Genomic DNA, 24,281 nt, shown 5'->3' on the forward strand with positions numbered 1-24,281 from the left:
ATTCAGGGAAAGTTCATCGATATTCACTCAAACGATCTTGAAGTTTGACCGAGGAATTTTAAGCAAGTCTTCAGGGAATTTCGGGAGAACATGCAGACGGTCGGGCGATCGTAAACGAGCGAGATGTTATCTCCGGGCGATCGGGCGCTTGTATCCTTTTGAAATCGACCAATTTAGGTATATCTATCATTTCTTCCTTTAGATCGACCGATCCCTTCACAGATTTTAACCTCGTAAAAGGCCCAGAGAGTGAATTTCGCTGTGATTTTGGGAATCTTTCTATTATCAAAGGAGTTCGTAAATCACCCCTTGAGATAACTATGAGTGCCATCACTGCTACCTTTCCCGGTTATGTCTTACGCGAACGGCTCTATCGCAGCGCCAGAATTGAAGTTTACCGAGGCATCCGCGAATCGGATAACCAACCCGTTATCGTCAAACTGACCCACGGCGAATATCCTACCTTTAACGAATTAGTTCAATTTCGCAATCAATACGCTCTCGCTAAAAGGCTTCATTTTCCGGGAGTCATCCAAACCTACAGTTTGGAAAATTACCGGAATGGTTATGCGTTAGTGATGGAAGATATCGGTGCCATATCACTTAAAGAATATGTCGGCGATCGCGCGATCGAGCTGGACGAATTTTTTCCGATCGCGATCGCCTTAGCGAAAACCTTAGACGGACTTTATCAAGCGAGAGTCATCCATAAAGATATCAAACCCGCCAATATTATCATCGAACCGCAAACAAAAACCGTCAAACTCATTGACTTTAGTATTGCCTCTTTATTACCCCGAGAAACCCAAGTTATTCACAATCCGAACGTCCTCGAAGGAACCCTCGCTTATCTCGCTCCCGAACAAACCGGACGCATGAATCGGGGAATCGATTATCGCACGGATTTTTACTCGTTAGGAGTAACTCTTTTCGAGTTATTGAGCGCTCGATTACCCTTCCCTACAGACGACGCGATCGAATTAGTTCACTGTCACATTGCTCAAACACCACCCTTTCTCAGCGATCTCGATGCTGACATTCCCTTCATGGTATCGGCGATCGTCAATAAATTAATGGCTAAAAATGCCGAAGATCGCTACCAAAGTGCGAGTGGATTGCTGTTTGACTTGCAGAAATGTTGGCAACAATGGCAAGAACAAAGAAAAATCGATCCCTTTGAACTGGGAACACAAGATCGGTGCGATCGCTTCACAATTCCCGAGAAACTCTACGGACGAGAAATACCGATTCAACAGCTCTTAAAAATCTTCGATACTGTAGCTGAGGGAGCCACAAAACTTGTTAAAATAGAAGGGTTTTCCGGTATTGGTAAAACCGCCGTCGTTAACGAAGTTCACAAACCGATCGTCCGACAACGCGGTTATTTTATTAAAGGGAAATTCGATCAATTTCAACGAAATATTCCCTTTTCTGCCTTCGTCCAAGCCTTTCGCGAACTGACCGCCCAACTGCTCAACGAAACCCCGGAAAACTTAGAAACCTGGAAATCAAAGATCTTAGAGGCTTTAGGGAATAACGGTCAGGCGATCGTCGAAGCGATTCCCGAACTAGCTTTGTTAATTGGAGAACAACCCGCGATCGCCGAATTGTCCGGAACTGCCGCCCAAAATCGGTTTAATCGATTATTTCACAAATTTATTGAAGTTTTCGCAACAGCAGATCATCCTTTAGTTATTTTTCTCGACGATTTACAATGGGCCGATTTAGCATCGCTCAATTTAATGAAATTATTAATGAGCGAAACCAACAGTGGATATTTGCTGTTAATCGGTGCGTATCGCGATAACGAAGTCTATCCCACTCACCCGTTAATGCTCGCCCTTCAAGAGCTAGAAAAAGCTCAAGCCTCTATTGACTCAATTCACTTAGGGCCACTCAGTCCGGAAGATATCAATTGTTTGGTGGCAGATACGCTTAAATGCTCGGTTGAAATTGCCCGTCCCCTCTCTAAATTAGTCGATCGCAAAACTGAAGGCAATCCCTTTTTTACCACGCAATTTCTCAAAGCTTTACATGAAGCAGGGGCGATCGCCTTTAACTCCACCGCCAATTATTGGGAATGCGATTTAAACAAAACGCGATCTCTCGCCCTCACCGATGATGTCGTCGATTTCATGGCCGCACAATTGCAAAAACTGCCAGAATCGACCCAAGATGTACTTAAAAAAGCAGCTTGTATCGGCAATACGTTTGACCTCGAAACCCTCGCGTTAATCTGCGAATCGTCACAAGCTCAAACCGCCGATCGCCTGTGGTTTGCCTTGCAAGAAGGGGCGATCGTTCCCGTGAGCGAACTGTACAAATTCTTTCAACACACATCGGAAAACGGCAGTTCAAGCGAGGAACTCGCAAGTCAAATTCACAACATTACTTACAAGTTTCTGCACGATCGCATTCAACAAGCTGCGTATCGTTTGATTCCGGATTCTCAAAAACCTTTAACCCATCTGAGAATTGGTCAAATCCTCTTAGAAAAAATCTCCCCCGAACAGCGAGAGTCAAAAATTTTCGAGTTAGTCAACCAGTTAAATACTGGAGCCGAATTAATTCGAGATTCGCAGAAAAAAATCGAACTGGCCGAATTAAACTTAATGGCAGGTCAAACCGCTAAAGCGGCTACAGCCTATGCTGCAGCCCTCCAATATTTTCAACAGGGAATTGCTTTATTAGAAATTGAAGGATGGGATCGTCACTATCCTTTAATGCAGTCTCTCTACCAAGCCGCTACCGAAGCCGCTTATGGAAGTACGGATTTCGAGGCAGTAGAAACCTTGGGGAACGAGGCGATCGCTCGGGCAGAACATCCCGTAGATATTATTAAAATCTACGAAACTAAAATTCAAGCAAAAGCCGCTCAAAACCAGCAAATAGATGCGTTAAAAATGGCTTTACTGGTTTTAGATAAATTGGGCATTCCTTTCCCCGAAAATCCGACCCGTACTGACATTCAAGAAGCCCTAGAACAGACGAAATCGACCTTGGGCGATCGCCCGCCTAAAAGTTTGGTTAATGCGCCACTGATGCGCGGAGAAAGACAAAGAGCGGCAATGCGAATCCTCTCTAGTTTAATCGGTACCGCCTATCAAGCTGCCCCTCAATTTTTGCCTTTGTTTGCTTGCCAAATGGTGAAATTATCCATGGAACAGGGAAACGCCCCCGAATCGGTCTATGGTTATGCAACTTATGGCTTAATGCTCTGTGGCATTTTTGGCGATATCGAAACAGGCTATCAGTTTGGAGAACTGGCCAGTGAGTTATTAAATCGTCTCGATACTGCCCAACTGAAAGGACGAACTTTGATGGTCGTCAATACCAATATCAAACATTGGAAAGACCCCGCTCGCGAAACTTTGCAACCTTTACTCCAAGCGTATTCCGCCGCATTGGAAATGGGCGATTTAGAATATGGGGCGACATCTCTTTACGTTTACAACATGGTTTTAGCTACCATTGGTTCGGACTTATCCGAAGTCGAACGAGAGATGTTATTTTACGAGCTAGAACTCAAGCGTCTCAAACAAACTTCTTTATTATATTACCATCAAATCGACCTACAAGCCGTCTTGAATTTGCGCGGAAAAGCCGAACGAGTTTGCGAATTAGTGGGGTCAGTTTATAACGAAATAGAAAGCATACCCCTGCACGAATCTGCCAACGATCGCGCTGCTTTGGTGAGAGCCTATTTCAAAAAAATGATGCTTTGTTATTTATTTGACGAAGCCGAACGCGCCGAAGTATATGCTACTCAAACCGAAGCTTATTTAGATGGCATTACCGGAACAATTTTAGTTCCTACCTTCTATTTCTACGATTCTTTGATCCGTTTGGCTTTATGCGAAACGGGCGATCGCCCCCGACGGGAAGCCCTCTTACAAAAAGTTGCAGAAAATCGGCAAAAATTAGAAAAGTGGGCGGATTTTGCACCGATGAATTACGCCCATAAATGGGAATTGGTTGAAGCTGAATATTATCGTATTGTTGGCGATCGCATCGCGGCAATGGAGGCTTACGATCGCGCGATCGCCGCCGCCAAACAAAACGAATATCTCAGTGAAGAAGCCCTCGCCAACGAATTAGCTGCTCGCTTTTATTTAAACTGGCAAAAAGAAAAAATTGCCAAAGTTTATTTAATTGAAGCTTACTACGGTTACAGCCGTTGGGGCGCTAAAGCAAAAGTGGATCGCTTGGAAAACAAATACGAACAATTACTCAGGCCGATTTTATATCAACTCCAAAGTCATCTCGGTTTTTATCCCGGATTAACTAATGCAGATAGCACCTCTATTTCCCTACACCATTTACTCACAAACAGCATTTCGAGCAGCACGAGTTTATCTCAAGCATTAGATTTTTCCTCGATTCTCAAAGCATCACAAACCCTTTCCGGAGAAATCGAACTGGAGAGTTTGGTCGCTAAATTAATGCAAGTGGTTTTAGAAAATGCAGGAGCATCTAAATCCGCCCTCCTTTTAGAATCGAAAGGAAGATTACAACTAACTGCAATTGCTTCCACGGTCTCGATGGGAGCGGTGGAAGTGTGCCAAAATTTTTCATCCTCAGACGATCTCTCGATTCCGTTCACCTTAATTAATTACGTTTTTCGCACGGGAGAAACCCTCGTTTTCGACTCGGTCAACCATCAAATTCAATTTGCCACCGATCCCTATTTAATCGAATATCAACCGGAGAGCATTTTATGTGTTTGTTTGATCGATCGCGCTAAATTCATCGGGGTACTGTATTTAGAAAATGAGTGCTGTCGGAGTGCCTTTACGCGCGATCGCATCGAAGTGTTGAAAGTGTTATGTACTCAAGCGGCCATTTCAATTGAAAATGCTCGCCTTTACGGTCACTTACAGCGATCGGAAGCCAGAGAACGGGAGAAAGCGCAAGCGTTAGAACAATCTTTGCAGGAATTGCAACAAGCCCAACTCCAGCTCGTCCAAAGTGAAAAAATGGCAACCTTAGGCAATTTAGTGGCGGGGGTCGGACACGAAATTAACAACCCGACGAGCTTTATTGCAGGTAATCTCACCCACGCCCGGGAATATCTCCAAGATCTCAGCGAGCACTTGCAACTTTATCGGCAACATTTCCCCAATCCGGGGGATGAAATTGCTGAGGATGCCGATAATATCGACATCGATTATTTGCTCGAAGATTTTCCGCAATTACTCGCTTCGATGCAAGTTGGCGTCGATCGCATTCGCACGATTAGCAGTAGTTTGCGAACCTTTTCTCGGGCCGATACGAGCGATCGCGTTGACTTTAATATCCATAAAGGAATTGATAGTGCGTTGTTAATTCTCAAATATCGCCTCAAAGGCAATAGCGATCGTCCGGCAATCGACATCGTTCGCGACTACGGCAACTTACCCGAACTCAAATGTTTTCCCGGCCAGCTCAATCAAGTATTTATGAATATTCTGGCCAATGCAATCGATGTTTTAGACGAAGCCGTTCGAGTTCGCGGTCCGGAGAAGTTGGAATTATATCCACCGCAAATCATTATTCGTACTGAAGTGGATGGCGATCGTGAGGCGATCGCCATCCACTTCAAAGACAACGGTTTAGGCATGAGCAATGAGGTCAAAGCCCACATTTTCGACCACTTATTTACCACCAAAGAAGTCGGTAAAGGTACCGGATTAGGACTCTCAATTTCCCGACAAATCATCGAAGAAAAACACGGAGGTCAATTAACCTGTTTCTCGACCCTCGGCGAAGGTACCGAGTTTGTTATCGAACTGCCGCAATTGAACTAGCAAGTCAATTCCCAATAAAAAAGCGCCCTCTAAAGGGGGCGCTTTTTATTTAGCTTTTCAGCTTAGCTAAAAAGAATTAGCCGTTGATTTGAGGAGCCGTCAAAGCAACCGGAGTGGCATCGGTGCTCGCCAAATCTAAGGGGAAGTTGTGAGCGTTGCGCTCGTGCATGACTTCCATACCCAAGTTGGCACGGTTGATGACATCAGCCCAGGTACCAATCGCGCGACCTTGAGAGTCAACAATCGACTGGTTGAAGTTGAAGCCATTGAGGTTGAACGCCATCGTGGAAATACCCAGAGCGGTAAACCAGATGCCAACCACGGGCCAAGCCGCTAAGAAGAAGTGGAGAGAGCGGCTGTTGTTGAACGAGGCATATTGGAAGATCAAACGACCGAAGTAGCCGTGAGCGGCAACGATGTTGTAGGTTTCTTCCTCTTGACCGAATTTGTAACCGTAGTTTTGAGACTCGGTTTCGGTGGTTTCACGAACCAAGGAGCTGGTGACCAAGGAACCGTGCATGGCACTGAACAGCGCACCGCCGAAGACCCCGGCAACACCGAGTTGGTGGAAGGGGTGCATCAAAATGTTGTGTTCGGCTTGGAACACCAACATGAAGTTGAAGGTGCCACTGATGCCCAAGGGCATTCCGTCGGAGAAGCTGCCTTGACCCAAAGGATAGATCAAGAACACGGCGGTAGCGGCGGCGACGGGAGCGCTGTAAGCGACGCAGATCCAAGGACGCATCCCCAGACGGTAGCTCAGTTCCCATTCGCGGCCCATGTAGCAGAACACGCCGATCAGGAAGTGGAAGATCACTAACTGATAGGGGCCGCCGTTGTAGAGCCATTCATCCAAGCTCGCCGCTTCCCAAATCGGGTAGAAGTGCAACCCGATCGCGTTGGAAGAAGGAACCACAGCACCAGAGATGATGTTGTTCCCGTAGAGCAAGGACCCGGCAACGGGTTCGCGGATCCCGTCGATGTCAACGGGAGGAGCCGCGATGAAGGCAATGATGAAGCAGGTCGTGGCGGTCAAGAGGGTGGGGATCATCAACACGCCGAACCAGCCGATGTAAAGGCGGTTTTCGGTGCTGGCAACCCACTCGCAGAACCGATCCCACAGGGAGGCGCTTTCGCGCTGCTGTAAGGTAGTCGTCATATTGCGTATGATTGCTATTGATTTTTCAAGGTAGTCGGTAGAGGAATCTCTACCTTGTTTTACAGATTACAGGGTTTATAGAGTTTTGTAAAGCATTATTAATCTTTTTTCAATTTCTAAAACTAATGAATAATATAAGTTCAGCTTATAACAGCCGCCGTCTTCTGACCTACTCTCCGGCTTATACGGTGGTGCCGACTTACGAGTGTTTCAACCGTTGCAGTTACTGTAATTTTCGCCGCAACCCCGGGGAGAGTCCGTGGTTGAGCTTGGAGGAGGCGAGAGTTCGATTGGAGGCGATCGCCGATCGCGGAGTCATCGAAATTCTGATTCTCAGTGGGGAAGTTCACCCGGGCAGTTCGCGGCGATCGCCGTGGATTCGCCACCTCCACGATTTAGGTCAATTGGCGTTAGATCTGGGCTTTTTACCCCACACCAACGCCGGACCGCTCAGTTATGAAGAAATGGCACAACTTAAACAAGTCAATGTTTCGATGGGATTGATGCTCGAACAAGTGACGCCGCAATTGCTCGAAACCGTACATCGCCACGCACCGAGTAAGGTGCCGACCCTGCGGCTACAACAACTCGAATGGGCGGGTGAGTTGAGGATTCCCTTGACCACGGGGTTATTGTTGGGAATTGGCGAAAGTCCGGGCGATCGCCGCCAAACCTTAGAGGCGATCGCCCGCGTGCAACAACGATGGGGTCACATTCAAGAAGTTATTTTGCAACCGCACCGTCCCGGAAGTCGGCAACAGGAAGCACTTCCCGGCTTTGACGATCGCGCCTTACCCGACGTCGTGGCGATGGCGCGCGCCATTCTCCCAGAAAACATCCGCTTGCAAATCCCCCCGAATTTAGTCGCCCAACCGGACATTCTACTCGCCTGTATCGAAGCAGGCGCCCGGGATTTAGGCGGAATCGGCCCTCACGATGAAGTCAATCCCGACTATCCCCATCCGGCGATCGCCCAACTCTCGGAAATTGTAGAACCTCTCGGATGGCACCTCGATCGCCGCCTACCCGTCTATCCCGCATACTATCGTTGGCTGACGCCGAGTTTAAAACGGGCCGTCGATCGCTGGAACGGCGAAATCGGTTCTGCCCTCCCCGTCAACTAACTCGCATCACCTTCGTTTCCCAAGTGCCATCGGGATATAAATTGAACAACCGCAAACCCGGTTGAGCGGAATCCACCGCAAACTCAGCACTTCCCGGCTTGAACTGCACGCAGGTCGAAGGGGTGGTAAAACAGCGCAAGTATTTTTGTTGGTGGCAGAAATTTTGATGGACGTGACCGCACAACACCAGCTTGACCTGGGGGTGACCCTTGACGATCGCAAAAAAATCGTCGGGATTTTGCAAAGCAATACTGTCGATCCATTCAGAATTGACCGCAAACGGGGGATGGTGGAGACCGATCAGGGTGGGGCGATCGCGCGATCGTTCCAACTGCCACTCCAGCCAATCCAACGACGACGGCGATAACTGTCCGCTTACCCACCCCGTCACGGTCGAATCGAGCAAAATCAACGACCAATTGCCCGCTTCCACCACCTTATCCGTGAAAAATGGAGGAGTCTTTAAAATTTGCTCCATTAACGAGGGATCGTCGTGATTTCCAGGAATCCAATAGCTGGGGATGTCCCAAGGACTGAGTAAATCGACGAGCAATTCGTAAGATTCCGGTGTTTCATCTTGGGATAAATCTCCCGTGAGTAACAACAAATCTTGAGGATGTCGCAACTGTCGCAAGCAACTGAGAACCTTTTGTAACGATGCAGCCGTATCGATTCCCATCAACCGCTTGTTGCGATCGCTAAATAAATGTAAATCCGTGATTTGAGCCACGTGCAGGGGAAGAGTTTGAATCACGATTGCTACGCCAGAGCTGAACTTGTACCTGCGATCCAGTTTCCCCCGACACGACGCGATCGCCAAACCCCACGAAAAAATTTTTCCCAACTCTTGTGTCAGTTCGCTAGAATTTGATATAGTGAACACCTGGAAACGCGGCGGCATAGCCAAGTGGTAAGGCAGAGGACTGCAAATCCTTTATCCCCCAGTTCGAATCTGGGTGCCGCCTTCTTCAAATCCCCATCTCCCGAACCCCCTCCTCATCAAGGGTTCGGCTTCCCACAATTCCCTACTTCTACCCCCTTGATTGGCCGATCCATTCTCTTTTTTGGTGAATTTTTCGTCACTCGACAGAATCCGGGTTCGGCGTTTAATGACTCTAAGTAACGGGAAAATTTAGGTCAAATTTAGCCAAATCCGCAATTCATCTCACCCTTCAAATCTCTGATTGAAGCGCAACGTCGAAGAATTGCGGCAGTAACTTATGGTAGAGTGTTTATGGTGAATCTAATTTGCCTTAATGCTCAAAGTTGTCACGATCGGACTATACCCAAATAAGCAGCAGAAGCAATCGCTGGAGCAATCCTTCGGCAATTGCAGATGGCTGTGGAACTATGGTCTGAACTTGATGAATCAAACCTACAAAGAGACTGGGAAGGGACTATTTAGTTACGACATCAAGAAAAAGATTCCCAGCCTCAAACAAGAGCATGAGTGGTTAAAGCTGACCTACTCGCAGTGCCTTCAACAGGTTTGTATTAACCTGGGAACAGCTTTTAACTTTTGAGGGGTTCGGGGAGCTATAAGTCCCGCGCTGTATGCGAAGCATCAGCGTCGGGATCCATGGACTCCCCTTGAAAAGTCTCATCCCCACCCTGCGGGAAGAGCCAAGCCCTACGATGGGGATGAGACCAGCATTTACAGGCAGCTATAGCCTTTGGTAAACTCCGGCCATGCTGACCATGAACTACACTTACCGAATCTATCCAGATGCCTTGCAGCAGACTGAACTGCGGTCGTGGCTTGAGACGTGCCGAGGCATATATAACTACGCGTTGCGCGAACTCAAAGACTGGATTGCTTCGCGTAAGTGTTCGGTAGACCGATGCTCGCTGGAAAAGGAATACATCATTCCCGCCAATGAGCCATTCCCGTCCTACCACCGTCAGCAGAACAACCTGCCCAAAGCAAAGAAGCAATTCCCGCATCTGGGTAAGGTACATTCTCAGGTGTTGCAGACCACGATTCGCAGACTGCACGATACCTGGGAAGCCTTTAAGAAACGGGGACATGGATTCCCTCGTTTCAAAAAGTTCGGTCAATTCAAATCCTTTGTGTTTCCCCAGTTCAAGAACAATCCCATCAATGGCTTCACAATCAAGTTGCCAAAGTTAGGGGCAGTACCCATCAACCTGCATCCCCCCTTCGCCCCCCTTTGAAAGGGGGGCGAAGGGGGGATGCAGGTAAGGGTACTGTCCAGGGTACGGGGGACGCAATGGTATGTTGTCGTCACCCTTGAATCGGATATATCGGTTCCCGATGTCCCGGTTCATGGTCGGGCGATCGGGATTGACCTGGGATTGCAGCGATTCTTGACCGCTTCCGATCGCTCTTTCCAAGAACGCCCTAAGTTTTTCAAGTCGATGCAACGCAAGCTGAAATTGCTGCAACGCAGAGCGGCACGAAAACAGAAGGGTTCTCAAAATTGGGAGAAAGCACAAGTCGAAGTGGCTAGAATGCACCACCGAATTGCGAACCGTCGTAAAGATTTCCATCTGAAAACGGCTCATCAGCTTTGCGACCGGGCGCAAACTATCTTTGCAGAAGACCTCAACGTCAAAGGCTTGACGCGAGGAATGCTGCGAAAAGATTGTGTTGATGCTGCTTTCGGGCAGTTCTTGTCTCTGACGGAATGGGTGTGCTGGAAGCGTGGGGTCTACTTTGCTAAAGTCAATCCCAACGGCACCAGTCAAACCTGCCCCAACTGTTTTGCTACGGTGAGCAAAGGGTTGGAAGTCAGAGAGCATCATTGTCCTGAGTGTGGGTATCGAACGCATCGCGATACGCCTTCGGCGTCGCTACGCGAACGTGCTGCAGCCGAGATGGTTTTGCATCGTGGACTAGAAAACGTAGTAACCCAGGGACTCTGGGGAATGGAAACCGCCTGTCAAGTCGGTCTGTCGGGGGTCTATGACCTAGATAAGTGGCGTGGGGCCCGAATACCCAATCGTGAGGCTGGGAAGCCCGCGCTGTAATCTTTGATTCAGCGTCGGGAGGATGTCACCTTCTGGACTGTAGGGAGGTTGAAAGATTGAACCCTTTGCCAACGATCGCGGCATCGAACCCCTCAAGCTCCCTCGTTCCGATAAAACTGGCGATCGCTCGATCCGGGGCATCGATCGCCCAAACCCGTCAAATCGTCAGCTTACTCTACCCATAGTGCAACTCGTGCGTTTTGGCAAGCTTTGATCGCTACATCTGTTCTGAGTTAAGATGCAGCATCTATCGATCTATCCGGACATGACGACCTATGGTTCGAGAACTGGAACGAACACGCCATAATAGCGATTTTCCAGAAAACGCCCCTACCGCTAACCCGGTATTTTTCAGAACGTACAGCCGCCGTCGCCAAGATGGCACCCGCGAAACCTGGCAGCAGGTCTGCGATCGCACGATCGCCGGACTGGGGAAACTCGGCAAGCTTTCCGAGGGCGAACTGAGCCTTTTACATCGGATGCAGGGTCAGTTAAAATCGCTCTCTTCCGGACGATGGCTCTGGGTGGGAGGCACCGAGTGGATCGAACAGCCACAAAATTTCTCCGGGGCTTATAATTGCTCCTCGACCAATATTTCTGACTGGCGCGCCTTCGGCTTACTCATGGACCTCGCCATGATGGGTTGTGGTACGGGCGCCGTCCTCGAACCGCGCTATATCGAGCAGTTGCCGCCGATTCGCAACCGTCTCGACGTCAGAATCGTGGGAACGGTCGGCACGACCCCGAAAGAAAACCGCCGCGAAGAAACAGAAGTCATCGTAGACGGATCCCGAGTCACGATCGCCGTCGGCGACTCGCGCCAAGGCTGGGTGAAGTCCTACCAAAGTTTACTCGAACTCTCCAGCGACGATCGCTTTGATGGAGAAATTGACATCTGCGTCGATCTCAATGACATTCGTCCCGCCGGAGAAACCCTCAAAGGCTTTGGGGGCGTCGCCAATCCGGTGAAGTTGCCGCAATTGTACCAACGCTGTGCGGCCATTTTGAATAAAGCCGTAGGACGGAAATTAAATTCGGTCGAGTGCTGTTTGTTAATTGATGAAGCAGCAACAACGATCGTAGCCGGCAATATTCGGCGCTGTATCGCTTATGGGGAAAGGGTTTCAGCGATTTCAGGCATGAAGCCAATCCAAGATATTGCCATCGGCGAACTGGTACTGACTTCTTCTGGACAGTACAAGCCTGTTACGAATAAATTCGTACAAGGCGTACAAAATGTCGTCGAGATTCGGACTCGCGAAACTGCGATTCGCTGTACGGCTAACCATCGCGTTGCCGTTTACAATGGCTTGCAGTCCTATACTTGGAAGTATGCAGGCGAACTGCAACCGGGCGATCGCCTGATTTCTGTCCCTCACCGGAAAGGAATGCCCTGCTCGACCACTGACTATGCTTGGCTGGTCGGCTTCTTTATCGGTGACGGTCATGCAGATATCGCTTCTGCAAAACGTCGTAATGGTGGTGGCGGATGCGTCACTTTTGCCTTTTCTCGCGAGCGATTGAACGGCCCCCTGGGGCAAAAATGCCTTCGCATTCTCAAAAGCCTGGGTTATACCCCTGCAATTAGTTTTCGCGAGAACCAGTCCTACATTAAAGTTCACCGCAAAGACTTAGCGGACGAACTCGTTCAGTACAAACAGCCTTGGGAAACTCCCATTATTCCAGAGTTTGTTTGGCTAGGTACTGAAGACATTCGCGGTGCATTTCTAGCGGGTTTAGCGGATGCTGATGCCGGGCCGTCGCGGAATGTTTTGTTACATTCGACCAAAATCGAGTTTCTGCGGCAAGTGCAACGTTTGTCCTTGTCTTTAGGCATTGCAACAACGTTACACGAACGCAGTCCGAAAACGCTTAAAAACCGCGATACAGTTTACGAAGGCTGTCATTGGCTGAAAATTCGCGGCATTCAATCTCAAGTCAATGCAGTCGCTCTCGTAAATCCGCATATGGGACGCGAGGGATTCCGTATTTGCGGACAGAAGAAAAACGGTTTGAGTTTGCCCCATCAATTCATTGAAGAAGCCATGACTGCGGGTTGGCGAGCCAAAACCGTTAACAACACTAAGAGCATTATCAACCCGAGCAAAAAGGGCGGATCGATGCGCGATGCCAATTGGGATACCCTGCTTGCTGAAGGGGTAGTTCATCCTCATTGGCTGCCTTTAGAGGTGCAATTAGTTGTACCCGCCGGACAAGCTGAAACCTTCGATATTGAAGTGGAAAGCGATCGCGAATTTATTGCCAGTGGCTTGCTCGTTCACAACTCTGCCGGAATGCGTCAGTTCGACAGCAACGACGAACTGGCGGGCGTAGCCAAAGAAAACCTCTGGCAACAAACCCCCGAGGGCAACTGGCGGATCGACCCCGAACGCGACGCCTTGCGCATGGCCAATCATACCCGGGTGTTTCATCGCAAACCCTCTCGGCAAGAATGTATCGACGCCGTCCGCAAGCAGTATTATTCCGGGGAAGGGGCGATTCAATGGGCGCCGGAGGCGATCGCCCGTGCCAATTGCGACTTACTCGCCGACGATACCCTCAAACGCGACTTCATCGCCGCCTACAGTGAAGGCAACGGCGCGGACTGGTTCCAGAATGCCTTTCCTAACCTGGACGAATCCGAACGCCAACATCGTCTCGCCCGCTTCGGACTCAACCCGTGTGGTAAGTAATTTTGCCTCACGTTAAACACCGGGGAAAATCGGTGAACCCTGAGAAGGGAATACCGAGGTAAGCATAAGGGTTAAAACCCTTTGCCACCGTAGAGCGCAGGAGGTGACCCTCTCCCGTTTCTCCTTTCTCCTTTGGAGATGCTGTAAAAGGTAACGGTCTTTAGAGAATATAACCCTCCCACGAGTCTCCGGCAGCGTCGAACTGCTGAAAATGTGCGCCGAGCTTACTCGAAATCAAGAGTAAGAACTAAAGGATAAAAAGCCTTTAGGGTAACAAAACTGGAAATTATCGGTTGTGACTTTCACTGCAACTTAAGTGAGATCCATCTCAATCAAATCGATCCCCAAGACCACAAAACCCAAGACGACGCCTTCCGAGCTGGGGCGCTCTCCGTCGCGGTACTGCTCAACCACGAGTTTGTAGAACCGCGTTATCGTTACAGTCGCCAACTCGATCCGATTGTCGGCGTCTCGTTTACCGGACTGTTCGATTTCTTCGTCCACGCTTTCGGTGCCGAATGGTTGCATTGGTGGAAAGAAGGGCGCCCGGATACGCCTGTCGGACGGGAGTTTAAACGCCAAGAACGCGAGTATTTATCGCGCTGGAATCGGGTCGTACATGAAACGGTCTGGGATTACTGCGATCGCCACGGCCTCAAGCGCCCCAATCGTTGCACCACCGTGCAACCCAGTGGCACCAAATCCCTGCTCACTGGCGCTTCTCCCGGCTGGCATCCTCCCAAAGCCCAACGGTTCGTGCGTCGCATCACCTTCCGCAAATACGACCCCGTGGCGATGGCTTGCATCGATTACGGCTACAACGTGGTACCGTCTCAATCCGATAAAGACGAAAATGACAACTTGTTAGACGATCCCTTCGACGATCGCTGTACGGAGTGGCTGGTCGAGCTTCCCGTCGAGGTGTCCTGGGCGAATTTACCGGGTACTGATGGCATTGACGTGTCTAAATTCTCGGCACTGGCACAGTTCGACTTTTACATGCAAGTGCAGCGTTACTGGACGACCCACAACACCTCGGCAACGATCGAGTTGACCAACGAAGAAGTCGAACCCCTAGGGAGAAGGATTTACGAAGCGATTCGCGACGATGAAGGTTATATTTCGGCGGCGCTGCTAGCTCGTTTTGAGGACTTGCAAACCTTCCCGCGCTTGCCGTTCGAACCGATTTCTAAAGAGGTTTACGAGCAACTTAACCGAGAGGTTGTCAAGCGTCGCAAGGTCGAGGATTTTCATCAAGCCATGAGCTTGTACGATTCCGGTTATTCTGAAGAATCGGGCCCGGCGGGTTGCGACTCGGATAAATGTTTGTTTTCCGATCCGAAGGATGTAAAAGAGTCGGAAAATTATTAAGCTACATGGGCGCTCTATCAAGCGCCCTTTTTTTGGGTTGATGAGAGACCTTAAAATCTAAAATAAAAAATCACCCGACCCATCGGATCGGGTTCGAGTCAAGAAAAGAGGGGTTGAAGTTATAACAACCCTTCAAATTCTAAATCTTCAATGATTTGTAAACCACGCGGATCGCCGACGCGCAATAAGGAAGATTTCGCGTCTTCGCGGACGCCCATATCTTCGTCATTTTCTAATGCTTCGATCAGCGAATCGATCGCCCCGGCGTAAACGACATTGGACGGGAGTTCGCGGCAGAGTTGTCCGAGAGCCCAAGCACAATTACTCCGCACTGCGGGCACCGGATCTTTGAGTAATGCCTCGATTAAGGAGGGTACGGCAGCGACGACGATATCGTAACCGACGGTCGCGAGTTGTCCGAGGGAACTGGCGGCCCACAGGCGGACGGCGGCGATGTCGGTTTTGAGGGCGTCGATCAGGGGGGCTAAGGAACGGCGATCGTGACAGTTCCCCAAGGCCCAGACTAACCCTTTGCGGACGTATCCGTTCCACTCTCGCCCGAGTTGTGCGATCGCGGGTTCGACGACCTCGGGACTGGCGTTGCGTCCCAAGGCATAAGCCGCACTGACCCGCACTAAAGGGCAAGCATCTTGCAGCAGACGAATGAGCGCGGGGATGGCTCTGGCGTCTTGGAGTTCGCAAAATGCCCGCGCGGCGATCGTGCGCTGTTGGGGATTGGACGATTCCAATAGGGGAAGCATTTCCTCTGGATCGGGTTTGGGGGCTTCGGTTTCCTCCCACCGATCTAGGGGACTTTCAAATTCATCCTCTGTATTGAGTGCGCTTAGGTCATCATCATGCATAACAGTCACTTTACCCTACTGGGGGGGGATCTGGGCAAGTTCTCTCGATGGGACGATGGGGGGTGGAGGAGGGCGGCGACCGGGCTAGCAATCGCCCTGGGAAGATCGATCTGTGGGGTGGGGGGTGGATGCTTCGGGGCGATCGAGGGGTTTGAGCATCCATAAGGATTGGGATCGATATCCCAATTTGCGGTAGAGGTTCAAGGCGGGGGGATTGTCGATAAAAACTTGCAACCCAATTTGACGATCGCCGCGCTGGCGAGCCCAGTGTTCCGCATGGCGGATTAAGGCGGAACCGATACCGCGTTGGCGGTGCGTCTCGACGACGTAAACCAAGAAAATATGGGCGTAACGATCGCCCGTCACCTGATCGAGGGCATTCCCCAACCACAACCCCGCCACGATCGCGTTATCGGGACGATCGCCCTCCCTGGAGCGATCTCGGGGGCTTTCGACCCACCACACCGGAGTTTGCGGCGACCAATATTGTTCCACCGTTTGGCGCAGGTGGGACAGGTCGCGATCGCCGAACAGTTCCCGATAACTACTTTTCAGGAATTGGAGCAGTTGCGGGCGATCGTGGCGTCCTCCCTCTCTTAACCAATAGCCTTGAGGTAATTGTTGGCTCACGCCTCTGGCTTAATTGACACTCCACTCCATCCCAGAAGGCTCTTCCGGTAGCCCTTTGACCAAAGCGGACAGCGAAGGGGGCAAGTCCGCCAGGGAATCCGAGCGCGAAACGGACGATTGTGCCTCGTCGGGCACTACCTCTTCTTCAATCGGTGCGGGCGCCATCATGTCTGCAGGTAAAAAGATGCGGGCGCTCACCGCCAACAGCGCCACCAAAAACACCAACACGATTAACAAAGGGGCAATGTATTCGCGGAAAATCGCCATAGGTCTAGAGATTGGATCGGGCTTACGGTAACAAAGCTATTGTCATCCGAGAAAGGAGCGGCGATCGCCAGTCAACGGCAAAACCATTAACCCGCTTCGCCCTCAAAACTTCTCAACATCCTCAAGATTTGTAAAGCTCTCTTTACTCTATCTCAGAATCGCCCCGGCGCGATCCCCTTGTCTGCAAATGAGATCGACCCGTCGCCTTCAAACCGCCCCTAAAACACTGGCTAATAATGCTTTCTGAGCGTGCATCCGGTTTTCCGCCTGATCCCATACCCGCGACTGCGATCCCTCAATCGCCCCGTCCGTAATCTCCTCGCCGCGATGAGCGGGCAAACAGTGCAGCACGATCGCCTCGTCCTCCGCGTGACTCAACAGCGCTTCACTCACCTGATAGGGCATAAAAATCGGGATCCGACGGTCCGCCTGATCTTCCTGACCCATACTCGCCCATACGTCCGTGTACAGCACCTGGGAACCCTCGACCGCCGCCACCGCATCCCGAGTCACCACCACCTCGCTCTTTCCTTGCGCCAAGGCTTCTGCTTGCGCCACAATGGTGCGATCGGGTAAATAATTTTCCGGCGTCGCCACCCGAACGTTCACCCCAGTCATCGCGCACGCCAACAGGAGCGAATGGGCGACATTATTGCCATCGCCGAGATAGGTCAACGTCACCCCTTCGAGTTGGCCGAAGGTTTCGCGAATCGTCAGTAAATCCGCCAATGCCTGACACGGGTGTTCGAGATCGGTCAAGGCGTTAATCACCGGAATCTTGGCATAATCCGCATATCCGCGCAAGGTCTCTTGAGCAAACGTTCGGATCGCGAGTACGTCGAGATAACGGTCCAACACCCGCGCCGTATCCGGTAGCGGTTCCCCCCGGCTCACCTGAGTCACGTTCGGGTTGAGATCGATGACCTGACCGCCGAGTTGGTAAATCGCGACCGAAAAACTCACCCGCGTCCGCGTCGAAGCTTTATCGAACAGCAACCCCAGCACCTTTTCGCAACGAGGAGCGATCGTTCCATCTTTCATCTGCGCCGCCAGATCGAGCAAGCTGTGGAGTTCGGCTCGCGACAGATCGGCTACGCTCAAAAAATCTCGTCCTTGTAAAGGGTTCATGTGGCTCCTCACAACTGCCCCATAATGTACGCGCGATTACATCAAAACAGTAGCAGATTCTGAAGGCTGGAGAAACGCCGTCCTCAACCCTGTTGAGAATCTTTGACAATTGCACGCGATCGCGAAGCGCCACACAACCCCGAGACCGCCGTCTGCATCCAGTCTCGCCGAAGGGGAATAGACCGCGCAGGCGATCGCCATCCAAAATCTAAGAGATTGTCGATCGAGAAAATATCAAAAAATCCTGTAGGGGTTTGCTCTCCAAACCTCTATAGGACACTCCTTTCAAACAGATCCGTTAATGTTTGTTTGATGAACAGTCTCTAAACTCTAAAATCCCTAAACCCAGCCGCGCACTTCCGAATCTGTCAGGGTTTTTTCCATTTTTACGTATTCACTTTGCGCCGCTTTGAGAATGTGTTTCATGGCGATCGCCTCCCCGGCATCCGCCGCTAAAAAGGCCGCATTTAAAGCAATATTGCGGATATTTCCCCCAGCAACACTCAGTTTTCCCAATTTTTTAAAATCTAATTCGTTCGTCGGTGTTTGAGGCGGAAAAATACGCTGCCAAATCTCACTGCGCGCCTGGGCGTCGGGGAAAGGAAAGGGAATTGCAAAGCGAATCCGCCGCAAGAAAGCTTGGTCGATCGCATTTTTTAAGTTCGTCGTTAAAATCGCCAAGCCGCGATACGCTTCCATCCGTTGTAATAAGTAACTGACTTCGACATTGGCATGGCGATCGTGGCTATCTTTAACATCCGTTCGTTTGCCAAATAAGGCATCGGCTTCGTCGAATAACAAGACCGCGCCTCCAGTTTCGGCAGCATCGAAAATTCGCCGTAAATTTTTCTCGGTTTCGCCGATATATTTGCTAACCACCGCACTTAAATCGATCCGATAGAGATCTAAGTTAAATTCTCGGGCTAAAACTTCAGCCGCCATTGTTTTTCCGGTTCCACTTTGACCGGAAAATAGGGCGCTAATTCCCAACCCGCGCGAACTTTTGGCAGCAAATCCCCAGGTTTCGTAAACCGTCGCCCGTTGTTTGACGTGGGCGGCAATATCGGCCAAAACTGCTTTTTCTTTTTCCGGTAAAATCAAATCGTCCCAAGTGGCGTTACAGTCGATGCGTTGGGCGAGGTCGTCGAGGTGGGGACGGGCTTGCAAGCGGCAGAAGTCCCACAGTTGTTCGACTATGCGATCGTGAGGATGGTGAGTTTCGAGTTGTAATGAGGCGGTGTGAATGATGGCGGGGTTGAGGTTAAATTGACTGACGAGGCGATCGAGGCGACCGTTGAGTTCGACGCCGACTTGAGTGAGTTGTTGTTGCCAAACGGCGAGTTGTTCTTGGTGGGAGAGCTTGGGAACGTCGAAGCTGACGAGGGAAGCAGGGGCGCCGTGCAGGCGATCGCCCGTCAGCAGAATTAAGGGAGTTTGGGTGTCTTCAATCAGTTGAAGCAGGTTCTGGGTTTGGGGGAGATCCCCGACAATGAGGCGATCGCCATCGACTAATAAGAGGCTTTGATTCAAAACCACTTCCCGTTCCCAACGGCGCATCACCTGGCTTAATTCCTGGAGGTTGTCCGGTAAACGGGCTACCGCGATCGCCTTGAGGGGGCATTGCATGGCACGCGCGGCAGCACGGGCGATCGCCCATTTTTCCACGGGCGAAGTCCCGCACAGTTGCACCACGGGAACCACACCGGAACCCGTCGGCGCACTCAAGACGGCGGTCACTCGTTCCGCAATTTGGCGGTGGGACGGTTGTAGGGAGCTGATTTCGCTCTCGATGGGGTCGAACCCTCGCACGATTCCCGCGAGGCGATCGTCTTGATAGGGTTCTCCCATCAAGTAGTGCAGAATACTCTCGTCTATTTGTAAGGGACACAAGGTGACGACTTGAGCGCTTCCCAGTTGCAACAGTTGCCACCGTCGCAAGGGACCTTGGGGAGTAAAGGCGCTCCAATGCGCCTCTGGAAAGACTTCCCAGGCTAAGGTAAAGGTGGGGTAGGGCATTTGGGGCGAGCCGTGGGCGTTCGCGCACAACCCGCGAAAACTCGGAAATAATCCCATCGCCATGCAGGCGATCGCAATTTGGCGCTCGAAGGCGGACAGTCCAAACTTTTGACAGAGGGTTTCTAACCGTGGCGGCGGGTTCATTTCCCGTCCTAAGTTCTCGTATAAACTGTTATCGAGAGGAGGAAGATCGACACTTAAATTCTGTTTGCGGGCGACATATTGTTCTAAGAGGCGATGAATATGCGCCGCTACAGCGATTGTATATTGGGAGTTGGCGCGTTCCCAAGTGGCGATCGATGCACGATTCATGGCTAAAATTTTATGAATTTTACTAAAATGGTGCGGGGAAAAGCTATTTGAAAAAGAAATCGATGATTAAATTATAAAACAATCCCTAAAAGGGATTTGAGTGAATTTCAACCCGAAACCGGACTTTTCGGTGCAACCGCAGGCGATCGAACAAGCCCGTTTCAATCCCTAAAAGGGATTTGAGTGAATTTCAACAGATGATTACTGTGAATGAAAGTGATTCAAAATATCTAGAGTTTCAATCCCTAAAAGGGATTTGAGTGAATTTCAAGCTTAAAAATCACCTATTCCCATCCTTTTCTGGGGTTCCCGTTTCAATCCCTAAAAGGGATTTGAGTGAATTTCAACGGGTTGTGGTGCGCCAACTGCCAGTCCTGTTGCTGTTTCAATCCCTAAAAGGGATTTGAGTGAATTTCAACGTCTCCTGTCTCGGCATAGTTGCCGAAGCTCGGCGTTTCAATCCCTAAAAGGGATTTGAGTGAATTTCAACAAAAAATCGCACGCTCCCCCTGGAATAGCCATTAGTTTCAATCCCTAAAAGGGATTTGAGTGAATTTCAACAATTCCGTTGGCGCCCGATCCGCTAATGAGCCAGGTTTCAATCCCTAAAAGGGATTTGAGTGAATTTCAACTTGCTTGGCGGTATTGATGGTCGCCGTCTTCTTTTTGTTTCAATCCCTGGGGGACAGCCAATGCGCTCGACGGTACCTTGATTCTTCCCTCGCAAAAAATAAAACAGGATATTGTCCGTCTCCGGTCGAATCAACTTCTGCAACCGTTGCCGCAAACGGGCGTACTGCGTATCCGTTAAATCGCACTCGAACACACTGTACTGCATCCACTCCCCTTGACATCCTCTCCACGCAAATCAAAGATTATGCGTGGAGATTCCTTGGGTCGCCCCAAAGATTTCCTGCTTCACAGCCAGCCAACTAGAATCAGTGACCCGATCCCCCGTCGCCTCGACTCCACAGGCATTTTTGATTCCCCGTTGCCCACGGGTACAGATAACTTGTCCACTGGCTACGTCACGGGGTTTGATTGACCCGCAGTTATGGCAGTAATGAATCCGGGTTGAGAGGTCTTTGCGTACCTCAGCCCCACAATCCGGGCATTCCTGAGACGTACCACGAGCATCCACCTTGCCGTAATATACATCCCGCTTCCAGCACACCCACGGCAAGATTTGATTGACAAACTGCCCCAACCCAGCGTCCAGGGTGTGCTTACCCAGCATCCCTTTTGCCATGATGCGGAAGTCCAAATCTTCCACAAATATCATCCCTGCACTATCGCAGAGGCGGTGAGCCAACTTGAAGTGCCAGTCCTTTCGCGTATCGGCAATGCGTTGATGAACTCTCGCAATCTTCCTCTGGAGCTTCAGCCAGTTAGCAGACCCCTTCTGCTTGTTCTTCAATCTGCGTTGCAGCAATTTCAGCTTGCGGTGTAGATTATCGAAAAAGCGGGGTCGCTTGACCTGTTCCCCATCGGAAGTCGAAAGAAAATACTCCAGACCAACATCAATCCCAACCGGATGCCCGTGAGGGGCAACATCGGGAATATCAACATCAGCCTGAAGGCTCAACATGACAAAATAGCCCGATGCCTTACGAACAATTCGAGCTTGTTTTGCCTGAAATAAATTAGGAATTTTCCGTGACCACCGAACCCGAACCCATCCCAGTTGCGACAGCTTAATCCCCCCTTCGCCCCCCTTCCCAAGGGGGGTTGGGGGGATACAGTTTTTGAGCATCTGGGGGAAGACGAACGACCGCATCCGGTTGGGTTTTTTAAACCGTGGAAGACCAGACCGCTTCAATCGCCAGGACTCCCAGGAGGCTTCCAGTTTTTGGAGAACCTGTTGAAGTACCTGAGCGTTAACAGTCTTTAATCGGGGGTATTTCGACTTCGCCACCGTTAGCCGCTTGGACTGAACGTGATAGCTGGGAAATGGCTCGTCCGCTGGCAAGATAAACTCCTGCCGGATCGAACAGGCATTTACTGGGGACTTGCGGGAACTCAGCCAATCCTTACGTTCCCGCAGGGCAAAGTTCCAGACATCGCGACACACATCTAAAATGTGTTCGATCTCACAAACCTGCTCCGCCGTTGGTTCTAGCTTGAATTCCCAGGTCATGTTCAGCATGAAACTATCTTAGCTTAGAAAATAAATATTTGTTCCCTAGGCTTAAGCGAACAACTCCCTCCCGTCGCTTCACCACCCCCCAAGCCTTCGGCTATGGGCGGAGTACTGCGACGGATCTTGATAGGCGATCGCGCTGATATTTCACGCTCAACCGCTCGTCTACTTTCCCCAAAAACGCATCTTCTTGGGTAATATATACCGTTCCCATTTTGGGTTCCTCTTATATATAATGTGTTGATTTGAGGGAGAAAGAAGGGAGATAAGGAGATGAGGAGAGATTGCGAACTTTCCTCCTCTGGCGACCTTCTCTTCACCCTATCTCTTGATATCGCTCGACTTTCGACGCGGCTTGAGGCAAACAGCCGCCGTACAAACTGCACCCGCGACAGCTGGTCGTATAGTATAGGGCTGGGGGCATTTCTCCGGTTTGCAACATCTGACGAACGGACTCGATGGTGGCGATGGTTTCTCGACGCAATTTGTCATCGAGGACGATGTCCTGTCGTTGGTGAGATTGCAAGGAATAAACGTAACCTGTGGGAATCGAACGGCCCGTTAATTCTTCTAAACATAACGCCTGGCCGCAGACTTGTAAGGCGTCGTTTTCCCAGGGATTTTTCCGCCCTCGTTTGTATTCTACGGGGTAGATTTCTCCGGCTTTGGATTCGACGAGATCGGCTTTTCCGACTAAGCCGTATTTTTGCGATTTGAGCCAGATCGATCGCACTTGCCAGGTGTCTTCGCGAAATCCTTCTCCGAGGGTATGGACGCGATCGTGTAGCGTACTTCCTTCAACGGTGTAAGCGTTTTCAACAAACTCTCCCGCACAAAACATTCGCCAACACCGATGAGGACAGTAAGTGAAATGGTTCAGCGAGGCGATCGCCACTTCTGTTAACATTTCTGTCATGGTTCGTTCTCCTATTTTTTAGGGATTATCGATCCATTTTTCGCGCCATTCCCATCCCCATCGTGGTTTTCCGTCCGATACCTGAATATAAGGCGTAGTCTGCCAAGGTATTCAAGGTTTGAATTGTGGCGGTAGAGACATCGCCTAAAATGCGGTAGTCGATACTTCCTACGGCTCCAATAAATTTGCCCGACTTCCCTTTTTTACGAAATTCAAATTCGGCGATTTCTGTGTTAAGCTTAAAGAAGCATGGAAAAATGGATTCTGTTGAAAATTCGGGCAGTTCGATAGTGCTGTATTTCTTCCAAGAATTCAACAAGCTTTTAAAAACAGATTCCGGAGAGGGAAGAGCGGTATCGTATTTTTGCTGTCGAAAGGCTACGGGTGTGGAAAACTGAAACGATATTCGACGGTTGCGATCGGACGCGTTTTCGTAAAGTTCGGCATAAGATGCTGCGTTCGCCCAAGGTTGCGTTGATTGTGGAGTTCCGAGAATACTGGTAACGTGCAAATTGGCTGCGCCTAAATGCCAAGGTTGTCCTGAATTTAAGTTCAACCAAAGATGGCTGAGTTTTCTGAAAAGGCTGTCGTCGAGGAGAGAAACACGCCACCAACAGGGGGTTTCGGGTTGGATGGGATAGCGATGTTGGAATTGCAAAATCGGGGGAACGGAGGCGCGTTGGTTTCGGCGAGGATGGCGCACTACTTGCAACGGTGAAAGGGCGAAGGCTTTTTCGGTTTTGGTTTCGTGGAGGTGAGTCGCCAGTTGCGAGTCTACGGCGTTGACGGCGGTGAGAAATAGGGCGTGAAGATGTCTTCCGGTGGCGTATTCGGGATAGATGGGGTTTTCGGGAAGGAAGTTGAAAACAAGACTGTGAGGCATGG

At 50.3% G+C, this 24,281-nt stretch carries 15 protein-coding genes, 1 tRNA gene, 3 pseudogenes and 1 CRISPR repeat array; of the genes and pseudogenes, 8 read left to right on the plus strand and 11 right to left on the minus strand.

The window, feature by feature from the left end; genetic code table 11:
* Positions 1–320: 320 nt before the first annotated feature.
* The gene (locus tag HCG48_RS04395; protein ID WP_168568071.1) at positions 321–5,786 is read left to right on the plus strand and encodes a trifunctional serine/threonine-protein kinase/ATP-binding protein/sensor histidine kinase; all 5,466 of its coding nucleotides are present in this window, start codon (positions 321–323) and stop codon (positions 5,784–5,786) included.
* A 76-nt stretch (positions 5,787–5,862) separates the two neighbouring features.
* On the opposite strand, the gene psbA is transcribed toward HCG48_RS04395, so the two are convergent.
* A complete protein-coding gene (psbA, locus tag HCG48_RS04400) occupies positions 5,863–6,945 on the minus strand; it encodes a photosystem II reaction center subunit D1 (RefSeq protein ID WP_168568072.1) in 1,083 nt (360 codons plus the stop codon).
* Between the two features lie 125 nt (positions 6,946–7,070).
* Between psbA and cofG the strand changes: the two genes are divergently transcribed.
* A complete protein-coding gene (gene cofG, locus HCG48_RS04405) occupies positions 7,071–8,069 on the plus strand; it encodes a 7,8-didemethyl-8-hydroxy-5-deazariboflavin synthase subunit CofG (protein ID WP_168568073.1) in 999 nt (332 codons plus the stop codon).
* Here the strand turns inward: cofG and cpdA are convergent.
* On the minus strand, positions 8,062–8,823 hold the full coding sequence (gene cpdA, locus HCG48_RS04410; protein ID WP_168568074.1) for a 3',5'-cyclic-AMP phosphodiesterase: 762 nt from the start codon (positions 8,821–8,823) through the stop codon (positions 8,062–8,064). The genes cofG and cpdA overlap by 8 nt on opposite strands.
* Before the next feature lie 139 nt (positions 8,824–8,962).
* Between cpdA and HCG48_RS04415 the strand changes: the two genes are divergently transcribed.
* From HCG48_RS04415 to nrdJ, 6 genes are all read left to right on the plus strand, one after another.
* Positions 8,963–9,034: transfer RNA gene (locus tag HCG48_RS04415), tRNA-Cys, on the plus strand.
* Positions 9,035–9,325: 291 nt separating this feature from the next.
* Entirely contained in the window at positions 9,326–9,592 is a 267-nt protein-coding gene (locus tag HCG48_RS04420; protein WP_246259896.1) for a helix-turn-helix domain-containing protein, read from the plus strand.
* Between the two features lie 166 nt (positions 9,593–9,758).
* Positions 9,759–10,244: an RNA-guided endonuclease InsQ/TnpB family protein gene (locus tag HCG48_RS25790; protein ID WP_246259898.1), complete on the plus strand. Its 486-nt coding sequence runs from the start codon at positions 9,759–9,761 to the stop codon at positions 10,242–10,244.
* An 18-nt stretch (positions 10,245–10,262) separates the two neighbouring features.
* On the plus strand, positions 10,263–11,060 hold the full coding sequence (locus HCG48_RS25795; protein WP_246259899.1) for an RNA-guided endonuclease InsQ/TnpB family protein: 798 nt from the start codon (positions 10,263–10,265) through the stop codon (positions 11,058–11,060).
* Positions 11,061–11,335: 275 nt separating this feature from the next.
* Entirely contained in the window at positions 11,336–13,753 is a 2,418-nt protein-coding gene (locus HCG48_RS04430; RefSeq protein WP_168568075.1) for an LAGLIDADG family homing endonuclease, read from the plus strand.
* A gap of 336 nt (positions 13,754–14,089) precedes the next feature.
* The gene (gene nrdJ, locus HCG48_RS04435; protein WP_246260075.1) at positions 14,090–15,124 is read left to right on the plus strand and encodes a ribonucleoside-triphosphate reductase, adenosylcobalamin-dependent; all 1,035 of its coding nucleotides are present in this window, start codon (positions 14,090–14,092) and stop codon (positions 15,122–15,124) included.
* A 119-nt stretch (positions 15,125–15,243) separates the two neighbouring features.
* On the opposite strand, the gene HCG48_RS04440 is transcribed toward nrdJ, so the two are convergent.
* From HCG48_RS04440 to cas6, 9 genes and pseudogenes are all read right to left on the minus strand, one after another.
* Positions 15,244–15,987 carry a HEAT repeat domain-containing protein gene (locus tag HCG48_RS04440; protein WP_168571737.1) on the minus strand — a complete coding sequence of 248 codons (744 nt, stop codon included), beginning with the start codon at positions 15,985–15,987 and terminating at the stop codon, positions 15,244–15,246.
* An 84-nt stretch (positions 15,988–16,071) separates the two neighbouring features.
* Positions 16,072–16,617 carry a GNAT family N-acetyltransferase gene (locus HCG48_RS04445; RefSeq protein WP_168568076.1) on the minus strand — a complete coding sequence of 182 codons (546 nt, stop codon included), beginning with the start codon at positions 16,615–16,617 and terminating at the stop codon, positions 16,072–16,074.
* Between the two features lie 147 nt (positions 16,618–16,764).
* Positions 16,765–16,884 (minus strand): annotated as a pseudogene (locus tag HCG48_RS27080) (DUF8624 family small hydrophobic protein); the annotation flags it as partial.
* Between the two features lie 207 nt (positions 16,885–17,091).
* Positions 17,092–18,012: an ornithine carbamoyltransferase gene (gene argF, locus HCG48_RS04455; RefSeq protein ID WP_168568078.1), complete on the minus strand. Its 921-nt coding sequence runs from the start codon at positions 18,010–18,012 to the stop codon at positions 17,092–17,094.
* 339 nt (positions 18,013–18,351) lie between these two features.
* On the minus strand, positions 18,352–20,340 hold the full coding sequence (locus HCG48_RS04460) for an ATP-binding protein (RefSeq protein ID WP_168568079.1): 1,989 nt from the start codon (positions 20,338–20,340) through the stop codon (positions 18,352–18,354).
* 75 nt (positions 20,341–20,415) lie between these two features.
* Positions 20,416–20,971: direct repeats of the CRISPR family, unit length 36 nt; unit sequence GTTTCAATCCCTAAAAGGGATTTGAGTGAATTTCAA.
* Positions 20,972–21,070: 99 nt separating this feature from the next.
* A pseudogene (locus HCG48_RS04465) lies at positions 21,071–21,178 on the minus strand (CRISPR-associated endonuclease Cas2); the annotation flags it as partial.
* Positions 21,148–22,486 (minus strand): annotated as a pseudogene (locus HCG48_RS04470) (RNA-guided endonuclease InsQ/TnpB family protein). The pseudogenes HCG48_RS04465 and HCG48_RS04470, both read right to left, overlap by 31 nt.
* 310 nt (positions 22,487–22,796) lie before the next feature.
* Positions 22,797–23,396, minus strand: a complete 600-nt coding sequence (gene cas4 / locus HCG48_RS04475; RefSeq protein ID WP_168568081.1) for a CRISPR-associated protein Cas4 — start codon at positions 23,394–23,396, stop codon at positions 22,797–22,799.
* 25 nt (positions 23,397–23,421) lie between these two features.
* On the minus strand, positions 23,422–24,279 hold the full coding sequence (gene cas6 / locus HCG48_RS04480) for a CRISPR-associated endoribonuclease Cas6 (RefSeq protein WP_168568082.1): 858 nt from the start codon (positions 24,277–24,279) through the stop codon (positions 23,422–23,424).
* Positions 24,280–24,281: the final 2 nt, after the last annotated feature.

It is taken from the genome of Oxynema aestuarii AP17, from assembly GCF_012295525.1.
GTDB lineage: Bacteria > Cyanobacteriota > Cyanobacteriia > Cyanobacteriales > Laspinemataceae > Oxynema > Oxynema aestuarii.